We start from the raw sequence: 18,378 nt of genomic DNA on the forward strand, positions 1-18,378 counted from the left end.
CCGTTGCACGGCAGGCCCCGGTCGCGCCCCTCGGCGTCGACCGGGGCCTGCGCCGTTCCGCCCCCCGCCACCCCGACCCGCAGGTCCGACCCGCCACCCCGACCTGCCACCCCGACCCACAGGTCCAACCCGCCACCCCGACCTGCAGGTACGGCCCCGCTGATCCCACCCGCCGATCCGAACCGCCTCACCCACCCGCAGGGCCGCCGCCGGACTCCCCTCCCTGCGGGGCAGGCGAGCAGGCCGGCCCATGATCCACTCTGTTGGGCCGATGTAGCGGCCCAACCACGAGTTGATGCCGCTACATCGCCACCAATGAGTGGATCAACGTGGTCCGCACGGGGCTGGACAGGCCGCCGGCTCCCCCAGGTGGATCGGGGGAGCCGGCGGGTGTCGGATAGTTGTCAGCGACTGGTGCAGGTGACCGCCGGGACGGTGTTGCTGCCGGTCACGTTGGCGGTGAAGCCGATGCTGGTGGTGGCACCGGCACCGAGCCCGCCGTTCCATCCGGCGTCACGCACCGCGACGGTCGCCCCGGTCTGGGTCAGCGTGCCGCCCCAGAGCGAGTTGATCGTCTGGCCGTTGGCGAACGTCCAGCCGAGCGTCCAACCGGCGATCGGCGCGGTGCCCGCGTTCCGCACCGTCACCTCACCCTGGAAGCCACCCGGCCACGAACCGGTCACCTTGTACGTCGCCGCGCAGCCACCGGTCGGCGGCGGGGTCGTCGGTGGCGGGGTCGTCGGCGGCGGCGTGGTGGGCGGCGGGGTCGTCGGCGGCGGCGTGGTCGGTGGCGGGGTGGTGGGCGGCGGCGTGGTCGGGTTGGGGGTCGTCGGCGTCGGGGTGGGGGTGCCGCCGAGCCGGTCGGCGACCAGGATGCCCCGGCCGTTGGTGCCCAGGTAGACCCGGCCGTAGACCCTCGGGTCGCCGGTCAACGCATCGCCCGCGTTGCCGTACTGGTGCTGGTCGTCGTTGATCCGCACCCAGGCCGCGCCGGTGTTGTCGGAGCGGTAGACGCCGGCCTTGCCGTCGACGGTGCCGAAGGTGAACACCGCCGGGTACGTCTGCCCGGGGGCAGCCTTGCCGAAGCCGACGTTCACCGCCGCCGACACCCCGGCCAGCGTGGTGAAGGTGGCCCCGGAGTCGGTGGAGCGCCACAGCCCACCCTCGCCGGCCAGCCAGATGTCGCCCTCCTTGCCGGGCACCGCCTTGAACTTGACGTTGCCGGTGGTGGGCAGGCCGGTGGCGGCGGAGGCGGTGAAGCTGGCCCCGCCGTTGGTGCTGACATAGAACTTGCCACCGCTGAAGCCGTAGAACTTGTTCTTGTTGACCCGGTCGGACTCGACCACCGCGTTGGCCGGGATGCCGGTGGCGGCGGTCCACGAGTTGCCGAACCCGACCGAGCGGATCACCTGCTGCCCGGCGTCACCGGGGGCCCAGACGAACTGGCTGCCGTCGGCGGCGGCGGCGACCGTGCCGCCGTTGTTGACCCCGCCCGGCTCGCTGCCCTGGAACCAGTTCGCCCCACCGTCGGTGGAGAACGCGATGTGGCTGTCGTTGGGGCGGTCGGCGTCGGTGAAGTTCCCGGCCCGGACCATCGTCGCCGGGTTGGCCTCGGCGTAGTCGAGGCTGGTGGTGGTGGTGAAGACCGGCTGGGTGAACAGCATCGGCGGCACCGCGTCCAGGTCGGTGTGCCGGAAGCCGCCGATGTCCCCGAGCCCGCTGATCAGCGGCGCCCCGGTGGGCGGGCTGATCAGGTCCTGTACGGCGGTCTCCTCCAGGCCCTTCACCATCGGCTTGATGGTGAACTGGCCGCCGGTGTCCCACTTGGTGAGGTCGGTGCTGCCGTAGATGGTCGCGCCGGTGCCGTACATGAAGCGGTTCGAGTCGAACGGGTCGATCTCCACCGACTCGTTCATCCAGCCCAGCTTCGGGGTCTCCTCCGGGGGCGCCGGGTTGGTGCCGAAGGTCAGCCACGGCACCGAGCTGATGTCCATCTTGAACTTCTTGGTGCGCTCCGGGTAGCTGGCGAACTCCCAGATCCGGGTCCAGGTCGCGCCGCCGTCGGTGCTGCGGAAGAAGATCGCGTCCGGCCACCAGGAGATCTGGGTGGCGACCATCAGGGTGTTCGGATGCTGCCGGTCGATGGTCAGACCCGAGTAGCCGAAGTAGGCGTCACTGCTGGACGACGGGATCGGGCTGATCTGCGTCCACGCGCCGGTGGCCCGGTTGAACTTCCACACGTCACCCTTGCCCCCGTCGTACGGGCCGCCGGTGTCGCTGGTGGCGATGTAGAGGAAGCCGCCGACCGGGTCGACCACGCCCTTGTGGGCCAGGTAACCGGTGGGTTGACCGGCGATCCGCTCCCACGTGGTGCCACCGTTGGTCGAGCGGTACACCGGGTTGGCCTTGTCCGCCACCCCGACGTAGATGGTCTGGGTGGCGTTGCCGGCCGTACCGGTGCTCTTGTCGAAGGTGACCCAGGTCAGACCCTGGTTCTGGCTCTGGTAGCCGGTGGTGTCGTTGGGGTCGGCCCGGTAGTTGCCGACGTTCGGGAAGTTCGCCACCTTGGCCCAGGTGGCCCCGAAGTCGGTGCTGCGCCACAGACCGTTGCCGCCCTCGGCGCCGTAGTAGAGCACGCTGTTCTTGTTGGGGTCGACGGCGAGCCGCTCCCCCATGCCCCGGCCGGGCATGTTGCCGCCGTTCTTGAACGGCAGCGCGGTGGCCTGCCAGGTGGCGCCCTTGTCGGCCGAGCGCAGGATCGCGCCGTTGTTCGGGTCCCAGTCGTTGGTGTACATGCCGACGGCGGCGTACACCCGGTTGGTCTGCACCGGGTCGGTGGCCAGGCTGACCACCCCGTTGTAGCCCCACTTGTCCGCGCCGACCCAGTCGAGCAGCGGTGTCCAGGACTGGCTGGACTGCTCCCACCGGTACGCGCCGCCGATGTCGGTGCGCGCGTAGATCAGGTTCTTCTCGGTCGGATTGAAGACGATGCCGGGGACGAAGCCACCGCCGTCGATCCGGACGTTCTTCCAGTTGTACGGCTCGGCCGCCGCGGCGGCGGCGGCTTGGGTGGAGGGTGCGATGGTGAACTGGACGGCCACGACGGCCGTGGCAGCGGCCAGCACGGTGGTGACCGCGCCGACGAGACTTCTCCGCATCTGCGGTTCCTCTCGGGAATGCCAGGGTGAGGGTGCGACGCCCCAGGAGGGACGTCGACGGGTGCGAAGAGCTGCCCTGGCTCCCCGCCGGCACGCTTGGCTCCCGCTGCCGAAGAAGAAGTCAACAGTAACCGCTGCGCCGCCGAATTAGGAAGCGCTCCCAACTAACTCGGCCATCAGAGCCGGTAGATGACGTCCTCACCGACGATCTCGCGACTGATGCCCAGCCCGTCCACCGGCCGGGTGGCCACGTCGGCCCACGGGGTGCCGGCGGCCCAGCCGGGCAGCAGCACCACCGTGCGCAGCCCGACCTGCCGCAGGTACGCCACCGAGGTGGCGTCCGGGAAGGTCATGCTCACCGCCCGGATCCGCTCCTGGGCCTGCGGGGTGAACGAGGCGAGCCCGTTGACCACCTTGGGGAACCCGTCGGTGGACCAGAGCATCACGTGCAGTTCCCGGATGCCGTCGCTGGGCAGCACCAACGCCGGGCCGGTCAGCCCGCGCAGCGCGGCCGGTTGCTCCGGCGCCGGCACGTGCGGGGTGCGGTTGACCCCCTCCAGCAGGACCAGCAACAACGGCACCACCAACGCCAACCGGGCCAGCCGCCACCGCTGACCGTCCCGCTTCGGGGTCGACTCCCGGGTGGCCGCCTGCTCGGCCGGCGACCCGGACCACGCCGCCGACCGCAGCAACGGCCGCGCCGGTTGCGCCTGCGCCGGAACGGCCGACTCCCCGGCAACGGCCGACTCCCCCGGCACGGCAGACCCGGCCGAAACGGCCGATTCCACCTTCGCAGCCGACGCCGCCGGGACGGTCGACCCGGCCGGCCGCAGCGCGGCCTGCGCCTCCTCTTCCGACTCCACCGGCACGGCCGATGCCGCCGGTCGCAGCGCCGGCTGCGCCCCCGGCCCCACCGCCAGCTCCGCCTCCGCGCCTGGTTCCGCCGGCTGTTCCCCCGTCGACCCCGGTGCCGGTTGCGGGTCCCGGGCGGCCCGGGACGCCGGCTCACGCACCGTCAACGCACCGGCGGCGAGCAGGCCGAGCAGCAGGGTTGTCCACAGCACCAGCCGACCCGGGGTGCGCACCCCGTCCCAGCCCGGGGCGTGCTCGACCAGCGTCACGTAGCCCGGGTTGCCGTCACCACCGAACGTGGTGCCCGCCGCGAGCGCCATGCTGACCAGTGCCGCGCCGGCCAGCATCAGCCGGTGCCGCAACCGCCACACGGAGAAGAAGATCCCGGCCATCGCCAGCGACAGCAGCACCACCCCGGGCAGCAGGGTCATCTCCCCCGGGAAGCCGAGCGTGGCGCGGGCCGCCTCGTGCCGCTCCCCCCATAGCCAGGACTCCGGCGGCGCGGTGACGAACCCCCGCCACGGCGGGGAGAACATCTCGATCTGGGCCACCGTGCGCCGGCCGGACGGGTTGCGGGCCACCACCTCGAAGTACGGCACGGCCATCGCCAGGGTCACCCCGGCGAATCCGATCCCGCCGGCCAGGTCGGCCAGGAGCAGACGGCGCGGCACCGCCGGCCGGGCCCGCCGCCGCCACCAGACCACGCCGTACGTCACCGCACTGCCGAGGCAGAGCACTCCCAGCGCGTACGCGAAGGGCAGGCCGATGCCGAAGCCGAGGGTGACCTGCCAGGCGGCGACCACCCACCCGGCGACCACCCAGCCGGGGCGGACCCGGTCGGGCCGGTGGCCGTGCCGCAGTGACCAGCCGTGCCCCCGGGCCAGCATGGCCAACGCGAGGGCGATCCCCCCGATGCTGAGCACGTGCAGGTGACCGGCCTGGGCGAGCTTCCACGGGGCGTAGGCGAACGACACCCCGGCCACCGCCGCACCGGCCCGGCCGGCCCCCACCTGCCGGGCCAGCGCGTACGCCCCGAACAGGGCGAGGGCGTGGGTCAGCAGGTAGAGCAGGTTGTAACGGACCACTGCGGCCACTGGACCGTCCCCGATCATCCCGAACGGGGCGTACCCGAGCAGGGTGTCGGAGTAGGCGTAGGTGTACGGCTCCGGATAGAACGTGTTCGAGTGCCAGACCTGGAACGGGTTGGTGAGCAGGGCGTGTCCGCCCCAGGCCACCTGCCACGCCTGGAGCGTCGGGTCGCCGGTGTCCTGCGGGATGGTGCTCGCCGGGTCCCGCAGGGTCGGCCAGGTCAGCACCACGGCCAGCAACAGTGCGGCGAGCGCCGCCAGGGTCCACTCGTGCCGGGCCAGCCGCCACGACACGCCCGCCAGCCGGCGACCGAAGATCCGCACCTGATCGACGTTCATCTCTCCACCCCGTCCTTTGCCGTCCGTCAGACTGCCCGAGTCCGATCCGGTTGTCGACACCGCAACCCGCCCGGATTTCGACCAGGGGTCCCCTTCGACGTCCGAATCCGATCTGAGGGGCAGCGACCGAGGACCACCCGGGTCGGGTGAGCCGCCCTCACCCGACCCGCCGGAAGGTGGGAGACATGACTGGACCCGACGGGCTGATCCGACCCGGGACGCCGGCCCCCGACTTCACCCTGCCGGCCACCCCGGACGGGCGACGGACCGGACCCGGGCAGTTCCGTGGCCGGCCGGTGGTGCTGGCCTTCTATCCCGCCGACTGGTCCCCGGTCTGCGGCGACCAGATGGCGCTCTACCAGGCCGCGATGCCGGAGTTCGCGCGGTACGACGCGGTGGTGCTGGGCATCTCGGTGGACAGCCTCTGGTCGCACCGGGCCTTCGCCGAGGCCCGGGGCGTCCGGTTCCCGCTGCTGGCCGACTTCGAACCGAAGGGCGAGGTGACCCGCGGCTACGGGGTGTACACCCCGCAGGGGCAGGCCGGCCGGGCCCTGGTGGTGGTCGACCCGGCCGGGGCGGTGGCCTGGAGCTACCTGTCCCCCGCCGAGGTGAACCCGGGCGCCGACGGCATCCTCGACGCGTTGGACCAACTCGGCACCGGGCGGCAGGTGACGGCCCGATGAGCACCCCGTTGCAGGTCACCGCCCGGCTCCGGGTACCCGTGACCGAAATCGACCATATTCGTGGGCCACTGGACGCACCGGTCACCATCGTGCAGTACGGCGACTTCCAGTGCCCGTTCTGCGGAGCGGCGCACCCCAACCTGGCGGAGTTGCTGCGGCAGCGCCGGGACACCGTCCGGTTGGTCTACCGGCACTTCCCGATCACCAACCTCCACCCGTACGCCGAACGGGCCGCCGAGGTGGCCGAGGCCGCCGGCCGCCGGGGGCGGTTCTGGGAGATGCACGACTGGCTCTACGAGCACCAGGACCAACTCGATCCCGTTCACCTGTCGCTCGGCGTGGAGCAGCTGGGTCTCCTGCCGGACGAGATCGACGCGGAGGTCGACCGGCACACGTACGGCGACCGGGTCCGGCACGACTTCACCGGCGGCATCCGCAGCGGGGTGAACGGCACCCCCACCCTCTTCATCGGCGACCACCGCCACGAGGGCGGCGTCGACCTACCCGACCTCCTCACCGCAGTAGACGCCACCCCCACCCCCACCCCCACCCCCTAACCCCCGCGCCGCGCCGCCCCCGCGCCGCCCCGTCCGCGCTGGCCCCCGGTGATCAAGAGGTTTACGTCAGATTGAAGATCAAAGTTGACGCAAACCTCTTGATCACCGGGGAAAACCGCGGGGCGGGGGCGGGGGAGGCGGGGGCGGGGGCGGGAGTGAGGGTGGGTGGGGGGTTAGAGGAGGTGGAGGGCTCGGGCTCGGCGGACGGCTTCGCGGCGGCGGGTGGCGTCGAGCTTGCGGTAGATGTTGCGTACGTGGGTCTTGACGGTGTTGACCGACAGGGACAGCTCAGCGGCGATCTCCACGTTGGACAGGATGCTCTGGAGGTAGCGCAGAACGGTCAGCTCCCGTTCGGTGAGCGGCTCGGTCAGCGCCCGTTCCGGACCGCCCGGCCCCCGCTGCGGTTCACCCGGCCCGTGCTCGGCTGGCTGTTCGGCGTCGCGTACCAGGTCGCTGACCGCTGGCCAGTGGGCGGTGCCGGAATCGAGGTGGGCGGCGAGCAGGTCGCGGACCTCCGGTTCGGCCCGGGTGAAGACCCGCCGGTAACCGTGTCGGCCGGACAGGTCCAGCACCCGCTCCAACAGCCGACCGGCCCGGCGCTCGTCACCGCCCCGGCGGGCCAGCACCGCGTCCAGGACACCGGTGGCGAGTCGTACCGACAGCGGCCAGTCGGCGGCACCCGGGGCCTCCCAGTCGGGTAGCGCGTGACCGGCGGCCCGGACGTCACCGGCCCGCAGCTCCACCCGGGCCAGCGCCAACCCCAGCACCGGCACCGGGTCCCGCTCCCGGGCCCGCTCGGCGAGCAACCGACGGGCGGTGTCCAGGTCTCCCTGCTCGCCACGCAGGTCCGCCTCCAGGGCGAGCAGCCGATCGGCCAGTTCCCCACCCCCGGCACGATCTCCCTCCCCAGCCGGCTCCCCAGCCGGTGTGGCGAGCGTGCCGGTCAGCTCGTCCCGGGCCCGGCGTACCACCTCGATGGCCACCGCCGGCTCACCGGCGTCGCGCAGCAACGCCGCCCGGCACAGCGCCATCACCGCCCCGACCACGCCCCCACCGGCGACCACCCCGACCGTCGCCACCCCGACCATGGCCGGGCCCACCGCCGCCACGCCCGACACCCCCCCGACCGACACCCCCCCGACCGCCGCCGCGCCGGACACCACCCCGACCATGGCCGCCCCGACCATGGCCGTGCCGGCCGCCGCCAGTTCGGCGACGGCCTCCGTGGGCTGGTCCCGGTGCAACGCCACCAGGGCCAGCGTCAGGTGCGCGTAGCCACAGTCGGCCCGACTCGACCATCCCTGGCAGGGAGGCATGACCAGCGCCGCGCGGGCGGTCTCCTCAGCCGGCGACAGCTCACCGGCGAGGGCGAGCAGCAGTGCCGTCCGGGTCGCGTCGACCAGTTCCGTCCGCGGCCGCCCGGCCCGGCGGGCCGCCGCCAGCGCCCGACCGAACCACGCCCCGGCCACCACCAACTCCCCCTCGGCCAGCTCGATCAGGCCGAGCGCGGTGCCGGCCACCGCCCGTACGTCCGCGTCCTCCCCGGTCCGGGGGTCGTCATCGGTCGGCGCCACCGCCCCGGGCGGGCTGGTGCCCGTCGGCATCCCCGGGAGATCGACACCGGCGGGTGTCTCCTCCAGGCCGGCACCGGCAGGTGTCCTGGGGAGGCCGGGTCCGGTGGCGGTGGTCAGCAGTCGGGCGGCGGCCCGGCGTACCTCCGGGTGGTCGCCGGCCAGCCGGGCCAGGGTGAGTTCCAGCACCAGTGCCAGCCGACGGAACCGGTCCCGGCGCGGGGCCGGCAGCGCGCGGGCCGCCGCCACCGCGTCCCGCAACCGGGCGGCCGCCGCCTCCCGGTCGCCCGCGTACGCCCGCTCGGCACCGGCGGCCAGCGCCAGCTCCGGGTCCCGGCGCACCGCCTCGGCGGGCGGCGGCGCAAGTGGGGGTACGTCCGGTGACTCCCGGTCGTACGGCACCAGCTCCGGCCAGTGGGTCAGCAGCAGCCCGGTGGCCCGGTCCCATTGCCCGGCGGTGAGCGCATGACGCAGCGCCTCGGCCGGTCGGTCGTGGTCGGTGTGCCAGTCGGCGGCCCGCCCGTGCAGCGCGGCGCGCTCCCCGTCGGCGAGGTCGGCCAGTTCCTCGCGGAGCAGATCGGCCAGCAACGGGTGCGGCCGGTACCAGGGCGGGTCGCTGTCGTCGCGGTGCAGGAATCCGCTGTCACGGGCCAGCCCGGCCAGCAGTGGCCCGGCATCGGTCCGACCGGTCAACGCGTCGGCCAGGTCGGCGCGGACCGCCGGGCCGACGGCGCAGCGCCGCAGCAGTTCCCGGGCCGGCGTCGGCAACTGCGCCAGCACCTCGGCCCGCAGGTACGCCGCCACGTCCGGGTGGTCACCCCCGAACCGCGCCGCCCACCGCTGCGGATCGGACTGCCCCCGGGCGGCGAGCGCGGCGAACCGTAGACCCGCCGGCCAGCCACCGGTACGGTCCCGCAGCGCGGCGACCGCCACCGCCGGCAACGGCACCCCGTGCGCCACCAGCAGGTCGGCCACCTCGTCGGTGGTGAAGGCCAGCTCGTCGGGGCCGATCTCGGTCAGCTCACCGGCCAGCCGCAGCCGGTGCAGGGCCGGCGGCAGGTCGGTCCGGGCGGCGGCGATCAGGCCCAGCCGCCCGTCGGCGTGCCGCAGCAGGAACTCCAGACCGGTGAGCACGGCCGGGTCGGTGACCCGGTGCAGGTCGTCGACGACGAGCCGGACCGGACGCTCCCGGGCGGCCAGGGCCGCGGCGAGCACCTCCAGCTGGTCGGGCCGCAACGGAACGACCGGCGGCAGGGCGGCCGGTCCGTCCGGCGGCCGCTCGACCACGCCCCGCAGGGCCGCCACGAGGTACGCCCAGAGCCGCTCCCCGCTGTCGCCCGCCTCGACCTGCACCCACGCCGGGGGGTCCTCGTCCGCCGCCCGCGCCCAGGCGGTGAGCAGCGTCGTCTTGCCCCAGCCTGCGGGGGCCCGGACCAGGGTGAGGGCACCGGCGGCCCCGGCGTCGAGGCGGCCCAGCAGCCGGGGCCGCCACAACATCGGCTGCGGTGGGGCGGGCGCGGTCAGCCGGGACGCGAGCAGCGGCGGGCCGGCGGGCACCTCGGCGCTCCCGGTGCTGTTGCGCTGCTGCGGCATCCGCCCTCCCCCGTCGGCGCGGGCCTCCCCGGTCGGCGGCGGCCACCCGAACCGGCTCACCGCGCTCCGCTCCCGGTCGGCGGCGGTTACCCGACCCGGGGCGGTTCACCCCTTCGGGACGAGCCCGGTTCACCCGGTCCCCACCGACCATGGGCGGATCGGGCAGCCGGTGCCGGATGACCGGCCGGAGCGCACCGGTCCCGGCGGAAGAGGCGGGTGGTACGGATGGGACGACTGATCCGCGACGGGTTCACCCTCCAGCGGACGCGGAGGGCGGGGGCCGACACCCGGTCGGGCCGCTGGCAGGTGGTCACGGTCGGGGTGTCGGCGGCGGAGCTGCTGCCCGACGGGCGGTGGCCGGAGCCGCTGCGCCCGCTGGCCGACGCGGTGGAGCTGCACCTGCGGCCGGCCCCCGGCGGGCGGGGCACCGAGCTGGCGATCCGGCCGCTCGGCGGGGTGGCCACCCTGCCCGGGATGGCTGCCCACCTGGTCGGCGACGATCCCGACGGCTACCTGCGTCAGGTGTTGCGCGCGGTCCGGCAGCTCGCCGAGACCGGTGAGGTGTTGCGCGCCGACCGGCCGGGCACCGAGCGGCCGGTCGGCCGCCGGCCCGGGGCCGACGGCCCGGTGGTGCCCGGATGAGGGCGCTGTGCTGGGAGGGCGTCGACCAGCTCGCGGTACGCCAGGTGCCCGACCCCGAGTTGCGCAACGCCCACGACATGATCGTCCGGGTCCGGCGCAGCGCCACCTGCGGGGCCGACCTGCCGCTGCTCGCCGGTCGGGTGCCGGGGCTCGCCGCCGGGGACGTGCTCGGGCACGAGTTCCTCGGTGAGGTGGCCGAGGTCGGCCCGGCGGTACGCCGGCACCGCGTCGGTGACCGGGTGGTGGTCTGCGCCACCGTGGCCTGCGGGCACTGCTGGTACTGCCGGCAGGGGCTCCACTCCTGCTGCGACAACGGCGCGGCCCCGGGGACGGTCGGCGAGGCGGCCTGGGGGCAGCCCACCGGCGGCTGTTACGGCCGTCCCCGGACCACGGGCGGCTTCGCCGGCAGCCACGCCGAGTACGTCCGGGTGCCGTACGCCGACGTCGGGGCGTTCACCGTGCCCGACCCGGTCAGCGACGACCGGGCGGTCTTCGCCTCGGACGCCGCCCCGGCGGGCTGGATGGGTGCCGAGCTGGGTGCGGTCCGCCCCGGTGACGTGGTCGCGGTCTGGGGTGCGGGGGCGGTGGGGCAGCTCACCGCGCAGGCGGCGACGGCGCTCGGCGCGGACCGGGTGATCGTGATCGACCGGTACCCGGAACGGCTGCGGATGGCCGAACGGCACACCGGTGCCGAAACACTGCACTACGAGCACACTGATGTCCCCGCCGAGCTGCGGGAACGCAGTGGTGGCCGGGGTCCCGACGTCTGTGTGGAGGCGGTCGGGGTGGCCGACGGCGGTGGCCGGCCCGCCTCGCTCGCCGACCGGTTCACCGGCCGGGGCGGCCCGGCCGAGGACCCGCTGGCCGTCCGGGAGGCGGTGCACGCCTGCCGCAAGGGTGGCACGGTCTTCGTCTCGGGCACCTTCACCGGTTTCGTGGACGCCTTTCCGCTGGGGGCGGTGATGAACAAGGGTCTGACCCTGCGGAGCGCCCGGCAGCACGGTCAGCGATGGATTCCGATGCTGCTGGACCGGATGGCCCGCGACGAGCTACGGACCGAGCACCTGGCGACGCACCGGTTCGACCTGGACCAGGGTCCGGCCGGTTACGCCCTGTTCCGGGACCGCGCCGACGGCTGTGTCCGGACGGTCTTCACACCACACGGGTGACGGCCGGGGGTGGGTGGCACACTCGGCGGATGTCCCACGACCGCCCGTACGACATCGTCCTGTTCGGCGCGACCGGCTTCACCGGCGGGCTGACCGCCGAGTACCTGGCCCGGCACGCCCCGGCCGGGCTGCGCTGGGCGCTGGCCGGCCGCAACCCGGCGAAGCTGGCAGCGGTCCGGGGCCGGCTCGCCGCCATCGACCCGGGGCTGGCCGGGTTGCCGCTGCTCACCGCCGACGTCACCGACGCCGGGTCGCTGCGCCCGGTGGCGGAGTCCACCCGGGTGCTCGCCACCACCGTCGGCCCGTACGTGCACCACGGGGAGCCGCTGGTCGCGGCGTGTGCCGCCGCCGGCACCGACTATCTCGACATCACCGGTGAGCCGGAGTTCGTGGACCTGATGTACGTGCGGCACCACGCCGAGGCGGTGCGCACCGGGGCACGGTTGGTGCACGCCTGCGGCTTCGACTCGATCCCGCACGACCTGGGCGCCTGGTACACGGTCCGGCAGTTGCCGTCGGACGGGCCGATCACGGTGGACGGGTTCGTCCGGGCCGGGGGGAAGTTCTCCGCCGGCACCTACCACTCGGCGCTCACCGCGTTCTCCCGTACCGCGGAGGCGACGCGGGCGGCGCGGGCCCGCCGGGCGGTCGAGCCCCGACCGGACGGACGCCGGGTCCGCGCGGTGCCCGGCAAAGTGGGCCGGTCGGCGGCGACCGGCATGTGGGCGGTGCCGCTGCCCACCATCGACCCGCAGGTGGTCCGCCGGTCCGCCGCCGCCCGCCCGGAGTACGGCCCGGACTTCCGCTACCGCCATTTCGCCGCCGTCAAGCGGCTGCCGACGGTGCTGCTGGCCGGGGCAGGGATGGCCGGCCTCGTCGGGCTGGTGAAGCTGCCGCCGACCCGGCGCTGGCTGCTCGGCCGGCTCGCCTCCGGGCAGGGCCCGAGCGCGGCGCAGCGGGCCAGGTCGTGGTTCCGGGTGCGGTTCGTCGGCGAGGGCGGTGGCCGCACCGTCCGCACCGAGGTCTCCGGCGGCGATCCCGGCTACGACGAGACCGCCAAGATGCTCGCCGAGTCGGCCCTCTGCCTCGCGTACGACGAACTGCCCGCCACCTGCGGGCAGGTGACCCCGGTGACGGCGATGGGCGACGCGCTGCTGGACCGGTTGGTGAAGGCCGGCATGACGTTCCGGGTCCTCCCGGCGCAGGGCTGACCGCAGCGGTGGCGGTCGGCGGCTTGACCCTCGACCTGGTGGAGGCCACAGCATCATGGGCGTGGAGAGCGAGCTGCTGAGTATCGGCGAGCTGGCCCGGGCCAGCGGCCTGACGGTCAGCGCGCTGCGGTTCTATGACCGGTGCGGGGTGCTGCCCCCGACGCTGGTCGACCCGCTGAACGGTTACCGCTGGTACACCGGCGCGCAGGTGGCGCCGGCCCGGCTGGTGGCCGGGCTACGTCGGGTCGGCATGCCGTTGGCCGAGATCACCGCCGCGCTGCGACTGCGACAGGAACCTGCGCAGGTCGGGCGACTACTCGACGCGCACCTGCGCCGGTTGGAGGACGGTCTCGCCGACGCCCGCCGCGAACTCTCCCGGGTCCGCGCCCTGATCTATCCCGAGGAGTATCCGATGACCACCAGAATCGTGCTGTCCCGCGCCGAGCTGACCGCTGCCGTCGACGCCGTCCGGTTCGCCGTCGGCAACGACCCCGAACTGCCGGTGCTCACCGGTGTGCTGCTGGACGTGGAGTCCGACGGCCTGCGGCTGGTCGCCACCGACCGGTACCGGATGGCGCTGGCCCGCGCCGGCGGCCAGGTGGACGGCCCGCCGGTCCGGGCGCTGCTCCCGGCGGCGGCCGTCGACGAGTTCCGGGCGCTGCTGGGCGCTGCCACGCAGGCGCAGGCACATCTGACGATCGCCGATGGCCGGGTCAGCGTCACCGTCGCCGGTGCCGAGGCCAGCTCGACGGTCCTGCCGTACGAGTTCACCGACTACCGGCGGCTGCTGCACCGGCCGGCGGGCGCACCGGCCCGGCAGGTCCCGGTCGACGTGGCGACCCTGCGCGCCGCACTGCGGGCCAACACTCCCACGGTCACCCGGGAACACGAGGGGGTGCCGCTGCCGGTGACCGTGCTCGGGGTGGACGACCGCAACGGGCTACGCCTCGTCGACGCCACCGAGCTGGCCGGGCCGGACCGAGCCGACCTGCTGGTCGGAGTGAACGGGGACTTCCTGCTCGACGCCCTGGAGGCCGCCGGTGGCCCGCAACTGGTGCTGGAACTCGATGGCCCGATCGCCCCGTTGGCCGTCCGCCGGCCCGGAGACGACGACACCTTCTCGATCCTGATGCCGATTCGCCTCTGACCGCGCGGATCAGCCGGCTGTCCTGTCCTCTGCATCGGCCTCCGCCAGCAGACCCGGTCCGACCGGCCGCATCTCGCCTCCGCGACCCGCCCTGCCCGACCGGCCGCACCTCGCCTCCGCGACCCGCCCTGCCCTGCCCGAGTCCGGGCTCCACCGGCACCACCCTCGGCCGGCCGCGGACGGCGCCGATGCCTCGGCTGCCGCCGGTGATGACGGTGACCGGAGCCAATGCGCCGAGAGCCCCAGCATCACCCGGCCTACTTCCGGGCGGCCTACTTCCGGGCGGGTCGGCTCGGGCCTGCCGGCCAGCGCTGGCGGCCGGGACCAGCACTGCGGACAGGACTCGCTGCGAACGGGGTGACCGGCTGCGGACGCCCTGCTCCCGGAGCCCGACTCCGGCGGCCCACACGCCGGCAGTGACCCGATCGTGTGGCGGCCTGCCCTCGGGTGACCCGCATCGACAACGGGCCAACTGCGGGAGCCACCAGCGGACGACAATGTCCACTGACGATTACGGAAGGTAACAAGCACCCCTCCCTGCCTACTCTCCTGCGCACACTTTGCTCTGCTGCCACGGACGCGACAGGCACGAATGGTGACCGTCGCGTCGACGGCAGCAGAGCAAAGTGGGTGAGTGAGGGTAGTGAGGGGTGTCGAGGCGGCGCGGGATATGCCCTGTTCAGGCGCGGTATGGGTGCTAAAACTCTGCCAGTGCACGGTTGAGCGCCACTTCGGCGATCACTTAGAGTGATACTGCCAGGTTAATACCCTCTTATCACTGTGGGTTACGACAGGATTTGGCGGTGGCATCTGTCGAGATCGGCCGGGGCTCTGTTTCCTCCGACCTCGGAAGCCGGCTATGAGCGGCCAGCACGGCCGAAACGATGGCGACTGGGGAGTGCGGGCAGCCCGACGAAACGCCGGCCGGCAGCGGCCAGCGCACCACGACCAGGCAGGGCGGGCAGGGCGGCCAGCCCACCACGACCAGGCAGGGCGGGCAGGGCGGCCAGCCCACCACGACCAGGCAGGGCGGGCAGCGGGCAGCGGGCAGCGGGCAGCGGGCAGCGGGCAGCGGGCAGCGGGCAGCGGGCAGCGGGAGCCTAGGGCCAACACCGGCGCACGGGCCATCCAGCTCAGGACCGGCCACGCACGGCCCGGGCACCAGCAAAGACCAGGTACAGGCCAGGTGCCGGCACAGATATCGGCGCGCACGCAGCGGGGGTGTCCGGCCGGGGCGTCCGGCCGGGGCCGGGGGCCGGCGGGCGCGACGGTAGCATCGGAGGGTCCCACCCCGACCGCCTGGACGGAGCGTACGGAGCAGCATGCTCGACATGGAGTTGATCCGGAAGGATCGCGAGGCGGTGGCGACCGCGCTGGCGAAGCGGCTGGATCCCGCCGAGGTCAATCGGGTCCTGGACGACATCCAGCGGCTCGACCAGGAGCGTCGCGCCCTGATCACGGAGATCGACGCCGAGCGGCAGCGCCGCAAGGCCGAGGCCCGGGCGTACGCACAAGCGAAGCGGGCCGGCACCACGCCGGAGTCCGTCGCGCCGGAGTCCGAGCGTAAGCAGCTCGCCGAGCTGGAGTCCCAGCTGGAGGAGGTGCAGTCCCGGCTGCGCGGCACGATGAGCGAGCTGCCCAACCTGCCCGCCGACGACGTCGTGCCGGGCGGCAAGGAGGCCAACCGGGTGGTGAAGACCTTCGGCGAGCCCCCGGTCATCGAGAAGATCCGCGACCATGTGGAGCTGAGCCGCGCGCTCGGCCTGGTCGACCACGAGCGGGGCGTCAAGCTCGGTGGTTCGGGCTTCTGGATGTACACCGGCCTGGGCGCCCGGCTGGAGTGGGCGCTGATCAACTGGTTCATCGACGAGCACGTGCGGGCCGGCTACGAGTTCCTGCTCCCGCCGCACCTGCTGCTGGACACCGCCGGTTTCGCCGCCGGCCAGTTCCCGAAGTTCTATGACGACGTCTACCACCTGGACCGGGAGTCCGCCCCGCGCGGGCAGTTCCTGCTGCCCACCTCCGAGACCGCCATCCTCGGGGCCTACCAGGACGAGATCCTGGAGACGCCGAAGCTGCCGCTGAAGGCGTTCGCGTACACCCCCTGCTACCGGCGGGAAGCGGCCGGTTCGCACTCGGATGAGCGCGGCACCGTGCGCGGGCACCAGTTCAACAAGGTGGAGATCTTCCAGTTCACCCTGCCGGAGCAGGCCGACGCGGCGCTGGAGGAGATGCTCGGCCACGCGGAGAGCCTGGTCGAGAAGCTGGGCCTGCACTACCAGCGCAGCCTGCTCTCCGCCGGTGACGCCAGCGCATCGATGAAGAAGACCCTCGACATCGAGGTGTGGATGCCGAGCACCGGCAAGTACAAGGAGGTGTCGTCGGTCTCCTGGGCCGGTGACTACCAGGCCCGCCGGGCGGCCATCCGATACCGCGAGCCGGGCGGCAAGCAGACCCGCTTCGTGCACACGCTCAACGGGTCGGCGCTGGCCACCAGCCGACTCTTCCCGGCCATCCTGGAGCAGTTCCAGCAGCCCGACGGCTCGGTGCTGGTGCCCGAGGTGCTCCGCGACCGGCTCGGCACCGACCGGCTCACCCCGCTGCGCTGAGGCTTCCGGTGAGGGGCGGGGCCTCCGGGCTCCCGCCCCTCACCGCACGCACCGCCGACCACGCACTGCCGACCACCGCACGCACCGCCCCGGCGACCGGCCGGGCAGACCATCCCGGCGACCACCGACCCGCCGCGCACACCATCCCGGCAACCATCGACCGGCCGCGCACACCACCTGGTCGACCGGCCGCGCACGCCACTGCGGCGACGACCGACCCGCCGCGTTCACACCCGTTCGGTGTCACCGGTCCGGGTGCGGCTGCGGTGCAGCAGTGCCGCCACCGCGAGCAGCCCGACCAGCAGCCCGGCGAGCACCACCGGACCGGCCGCGTCCAGGGTCGTCACCAGCATTCGTTGGACCCGGGCCGCGCCGACGACCACCGGGTCGCCGAAGGCGTCGTGCCGGCCCTGGGCGAGCCGGACCTCGTACCAGCCGTACCAGGCGACGTAGCCGCCGGCGACGAGCAGCACTAGGCCGCTGAGGCGGGGCACCCAGGCACCGGCCCCGCGCAGCCCGCGTACCACCCGGCCACGGAGCAGCGCCACGCCGAGCGCCGCCACCGCCACCACCAGACCCATCCCGATCGCGTACGCGACGAACAGCGCCAGGCCGCGCAGGGTCGAGCCGGCCTGGAGGCTGGTCACCACGATCGCCAGGAACGGCGCGATCGAGCAGCTCAGCGACGCCAGCGCGTACGCCATGCCGAACAGCGCCATGGACGGCAGCGAGCGGGTCAGCCGGGGCGCGCGGGCCGACGGACGCGGGGTGGGCAGCCGGCGGCCGGCGAGCAGCCACAACCCGAGCGCCAGCAGGCCCAGCCCCAGTGTCACGGTCAGCCACGGCAGCCGGGGGCGCAGCCAGTCGGCCAGGGGCGCGACGGCCAGCCCGAAGGCGCCGAACACCACGACGTACCCGCAGGTCAGGCCGGCCGCCGCGGTGAGCGCCCGGCCGATCGCCCCCCGGCCGTCCGCCGGCCCGGCGACCAGCAGCGACAGGTACGCCGGCAGCATCGCGAAGCCGCACGGGTTGACCGCGCCGAGCATCCCGGCGGTCAGCGCGAGCAGCAGCGGGCCGGTCATCAGCCGGCCAGGGCGGCGACCCGGCGGGTCAGGTCCTCACCGTCGAGGAAGCCCTGGTGGACGACCTTCCCGTCCCGATCGATGATCAGGAAGGTGCTCTGTTCGACGACCTCGAAGCGACGCCACAGCGCGCCCGCCCGGTCGTCGATCTGCGTGGTGCCGCCGAGTTCGAACTCGGTGACGAAGCTGCGCATCGCCTTCTGCTCACCGAGGCCGGCCACCCCGACGATCGGCACGGTGTCCCGGTACTTCGGGGCGATCTCGGCGACCGTCCACGCCTGGCTGGCGCAGGTGGCGCACCACGGCGCCCAGAACCAGAGCACCACCGGCCGGCCGGCCAGGGCGGCGGCGGAGAAGGCCGTACCGTCGAGGGTCTTTGCGGTGAAGCGCAACGCGTCGGGCACCGGGGCGGGTGCGCCGGTCGCGGTGGGCGCGCCGGTCGGGGTCGGCCCGGCGGACAACGGCGACGAGGTGGCGATCGGCACGGCGACCTCGGCGGCGGGTTGCGCCGCCGTCGGCCCGACGGCGCACGCCGAGGCGGCCAGCAGGGTGCCGGCCAGGGTGGCGGCGACGGCGAGCCGGGCGGCCGGGCGGCCACCCGGCCGAGTCCTGGGGTACGACGACCGCATCCGAATCTCCTCTCGGTGGTGCTACGTGACCTGGACGGTGCCGGGTGA

At 74.0% G+C, this 18,378-nt stretch carries 12 protein-coding genes; 7 read left to right on the plus strand and 5 right to left on the minus strand.

Going from position 1 to position 18,378, the window contains the following annotated elements:
• Positions 1 to 404 precede the first annotated feature (404 nt).
• Positions 405 to 3,158 (minus strand): cellulose-binding domain-containing protein, encoded by a 2,754-nt coding sequence (locus tag GA0070216_RS02915; protein WP_091238265.1) that lies wholly within the window; start codon positions 3,156 to 3,158, stop codon positions 405 to 407.
• A gap of 176 nt (positions 3,159 to 3,334) precedes the next feature.
• Positions 3,335 to 5,437, minus strand: coding sequence for a brain acid soluble protein 1 (locus GA0070216_RS34350; RefSeq protein WP_176738794.1), 2,103 nt, complete (start codon positions 5,435 to 5,437; stop codon positions 3,335 to 3,337).
• A gap of 185 nt (positions 5,438 to 5,622) precedes the next feature.
• Between GA0070216_RS34350 and GA0070216_RS02930 the strand changes: the two genes are divergently transcribed.
• Entirely contained in the window at positions 5,623 to 6,120 is a 498-nt protein-coding gene (locus GA0070216_RS02930; RefSeq protein WP_091238268.1) for a redoxin domain-containing protein, read from the plus strand.
• On the plus strand, positions 6,117 to 6,677 hold the full coding sequence (locus tag GA0070216_RS02935) for a DsbA family protein (protein WP_091238271.1): 561 nt from the start codon (positions 6,117 to 6,119) through the stop codon (positions 6,675 to 6,677). The genes GA0070216_RS02930 and GA0070216_RS02935 overlap by 4 nt, the downstream gene beginning before the upstream one ends.
• Before the next feature lie 173 nt (positions 6,678 to 6,850).
• Here GA0070216_RS02935 and GA0070216_RS02940 read toward each other — a convergent pair whose 3' ends face one another.
• Positions 6,851 to 9,841, minus strand: coding sequence for a winged helix-turn-helix domain-containing protein (locus GA0070216_RS02940; RefSeq protein ID WP_091238949.1), 2,991 nt, complete (start codon positions 9,839 to 9,841; stop codon positions 6,851 to 6,853).
• A gap of 225 nt (positions 9,842 to 10,066) precedes the next feature.
• Between GA0070216_RS02940 and GA0070216_RS02945 the strand changes: the two genes are divergently transcribed.
• The 5 genes from GA0070216_RS02945 to serS all read left to right on the plus strand — a co-directional run bounded on the left by GA0070216_RS02945 (position 10,067) and on the right by serS (position 16,619).
• On the plus strand, positions 10,067 to 10,483 hold the full coding sequence (locus GA0070216_RS02945; protein WP_091238274.1) for a hypothetical protein: 417 nt from the start codon (positions 10,067 to 10,069) through the stop codon (positions 10,481 to 10,483).
• Positions 10,480 to 11,652: a zinc-dependent alcohol dehydrogenase gene (locus GA0070216_RS02950; protein WP_091238276.1), complete on the plus strand. Its 1,173-nt coding sequence runs from the start codon at positions 10,480 to 10,482 to the stop codon at positions 11,650 to 11,652. The genes GA0070216_RS02945 and GA0070216_RS02950 overlap by 4 nt, the downstream gene beginning before the upstream one ends.
• A 29-nt stretch (positions 11,653 to 11,681) precedes the next feature.
• A complete protein-coding gene (locus GA0070216_RS02955) occupies positions 11,682 to 12,863 on the plus strand; it encodes a saccharopine dehydrogenase family protein (RefSeq protein ID WP_091238279.1) in 1,182 nt (393 codons plus the stop codon).
• 55 nt (positions 12,864 to 12,918) lie between these two features.
• Complete coding sequence (locus GA0070216_RS02960; protein WP_425413123.1) at positions 12,919 to 14,010, plus strand: DNA polymerase III subunit beta family protein; 1,092 nt, start codon at positions 12,919 to 12,921, stop codon at positions 14,008 to 14,010.
• Positions 14,011 to 15,332: 1,322 nt separating this feature from the next.
• Positions 15,333 to 16,619, plus strand: a complete 1,287-nt coding sequence (gene serS, locus GA0070216_RS02965; protein WP_091238281.1) for a serine--tRNA ligase — start codon at positions 15,333 to 15,335, stop codon at positions 16,617 to 16,619.
• 227 nt (positions 16,620 to 16,846) lie between these two features.
• On the opposite strand, the gene GA0070216_RS02970 is transcribed toward serS, so the two are convergent.
• Together GA0070216_RS02970 and GA0070216_RS02975 are read right to left on the minus strand one after the other, a co-directional pair.
• Positions 16,847 to 17,701: a cytochrome c biogenesis CcdA family protein gene (locus GA0070216_RS02970; RefSeq protein ID WP_091238284.1), complete on the minus strand. Its 855-nt coding sequence runs from the start codon at positions 17,699 to 17,701 to the stop codon at positions 16,847 to 16,849.
• Complete coding sequence (locus GA0070216_RS02975; protein ID WP_091238287.1) at positions 17,701 to 18,330, minus strand: TlpA family protein disulfide reductase; 630 nt, start codon at positions 18,328 to 18,330, stop codon at positions 17,701 to 17,703. Before GA0070216_RS02975 ends, GA0070216_RS02970 begins: the two co-directional genes overlap by 1 nt.
• Positions 18,331 to 18,378 lie beyond the last annotated feature (48 nt).

It is taken from the genome of Micromonospora matsumotoense, assembly GCF_900091525.1.
Classification (GTDB): Bacteria; Actinomycetota; Actinomycetes; order Mycobacteriales; family Micromonosporaceae; genus Micromonospora; species Micromonospora matsumotoensis.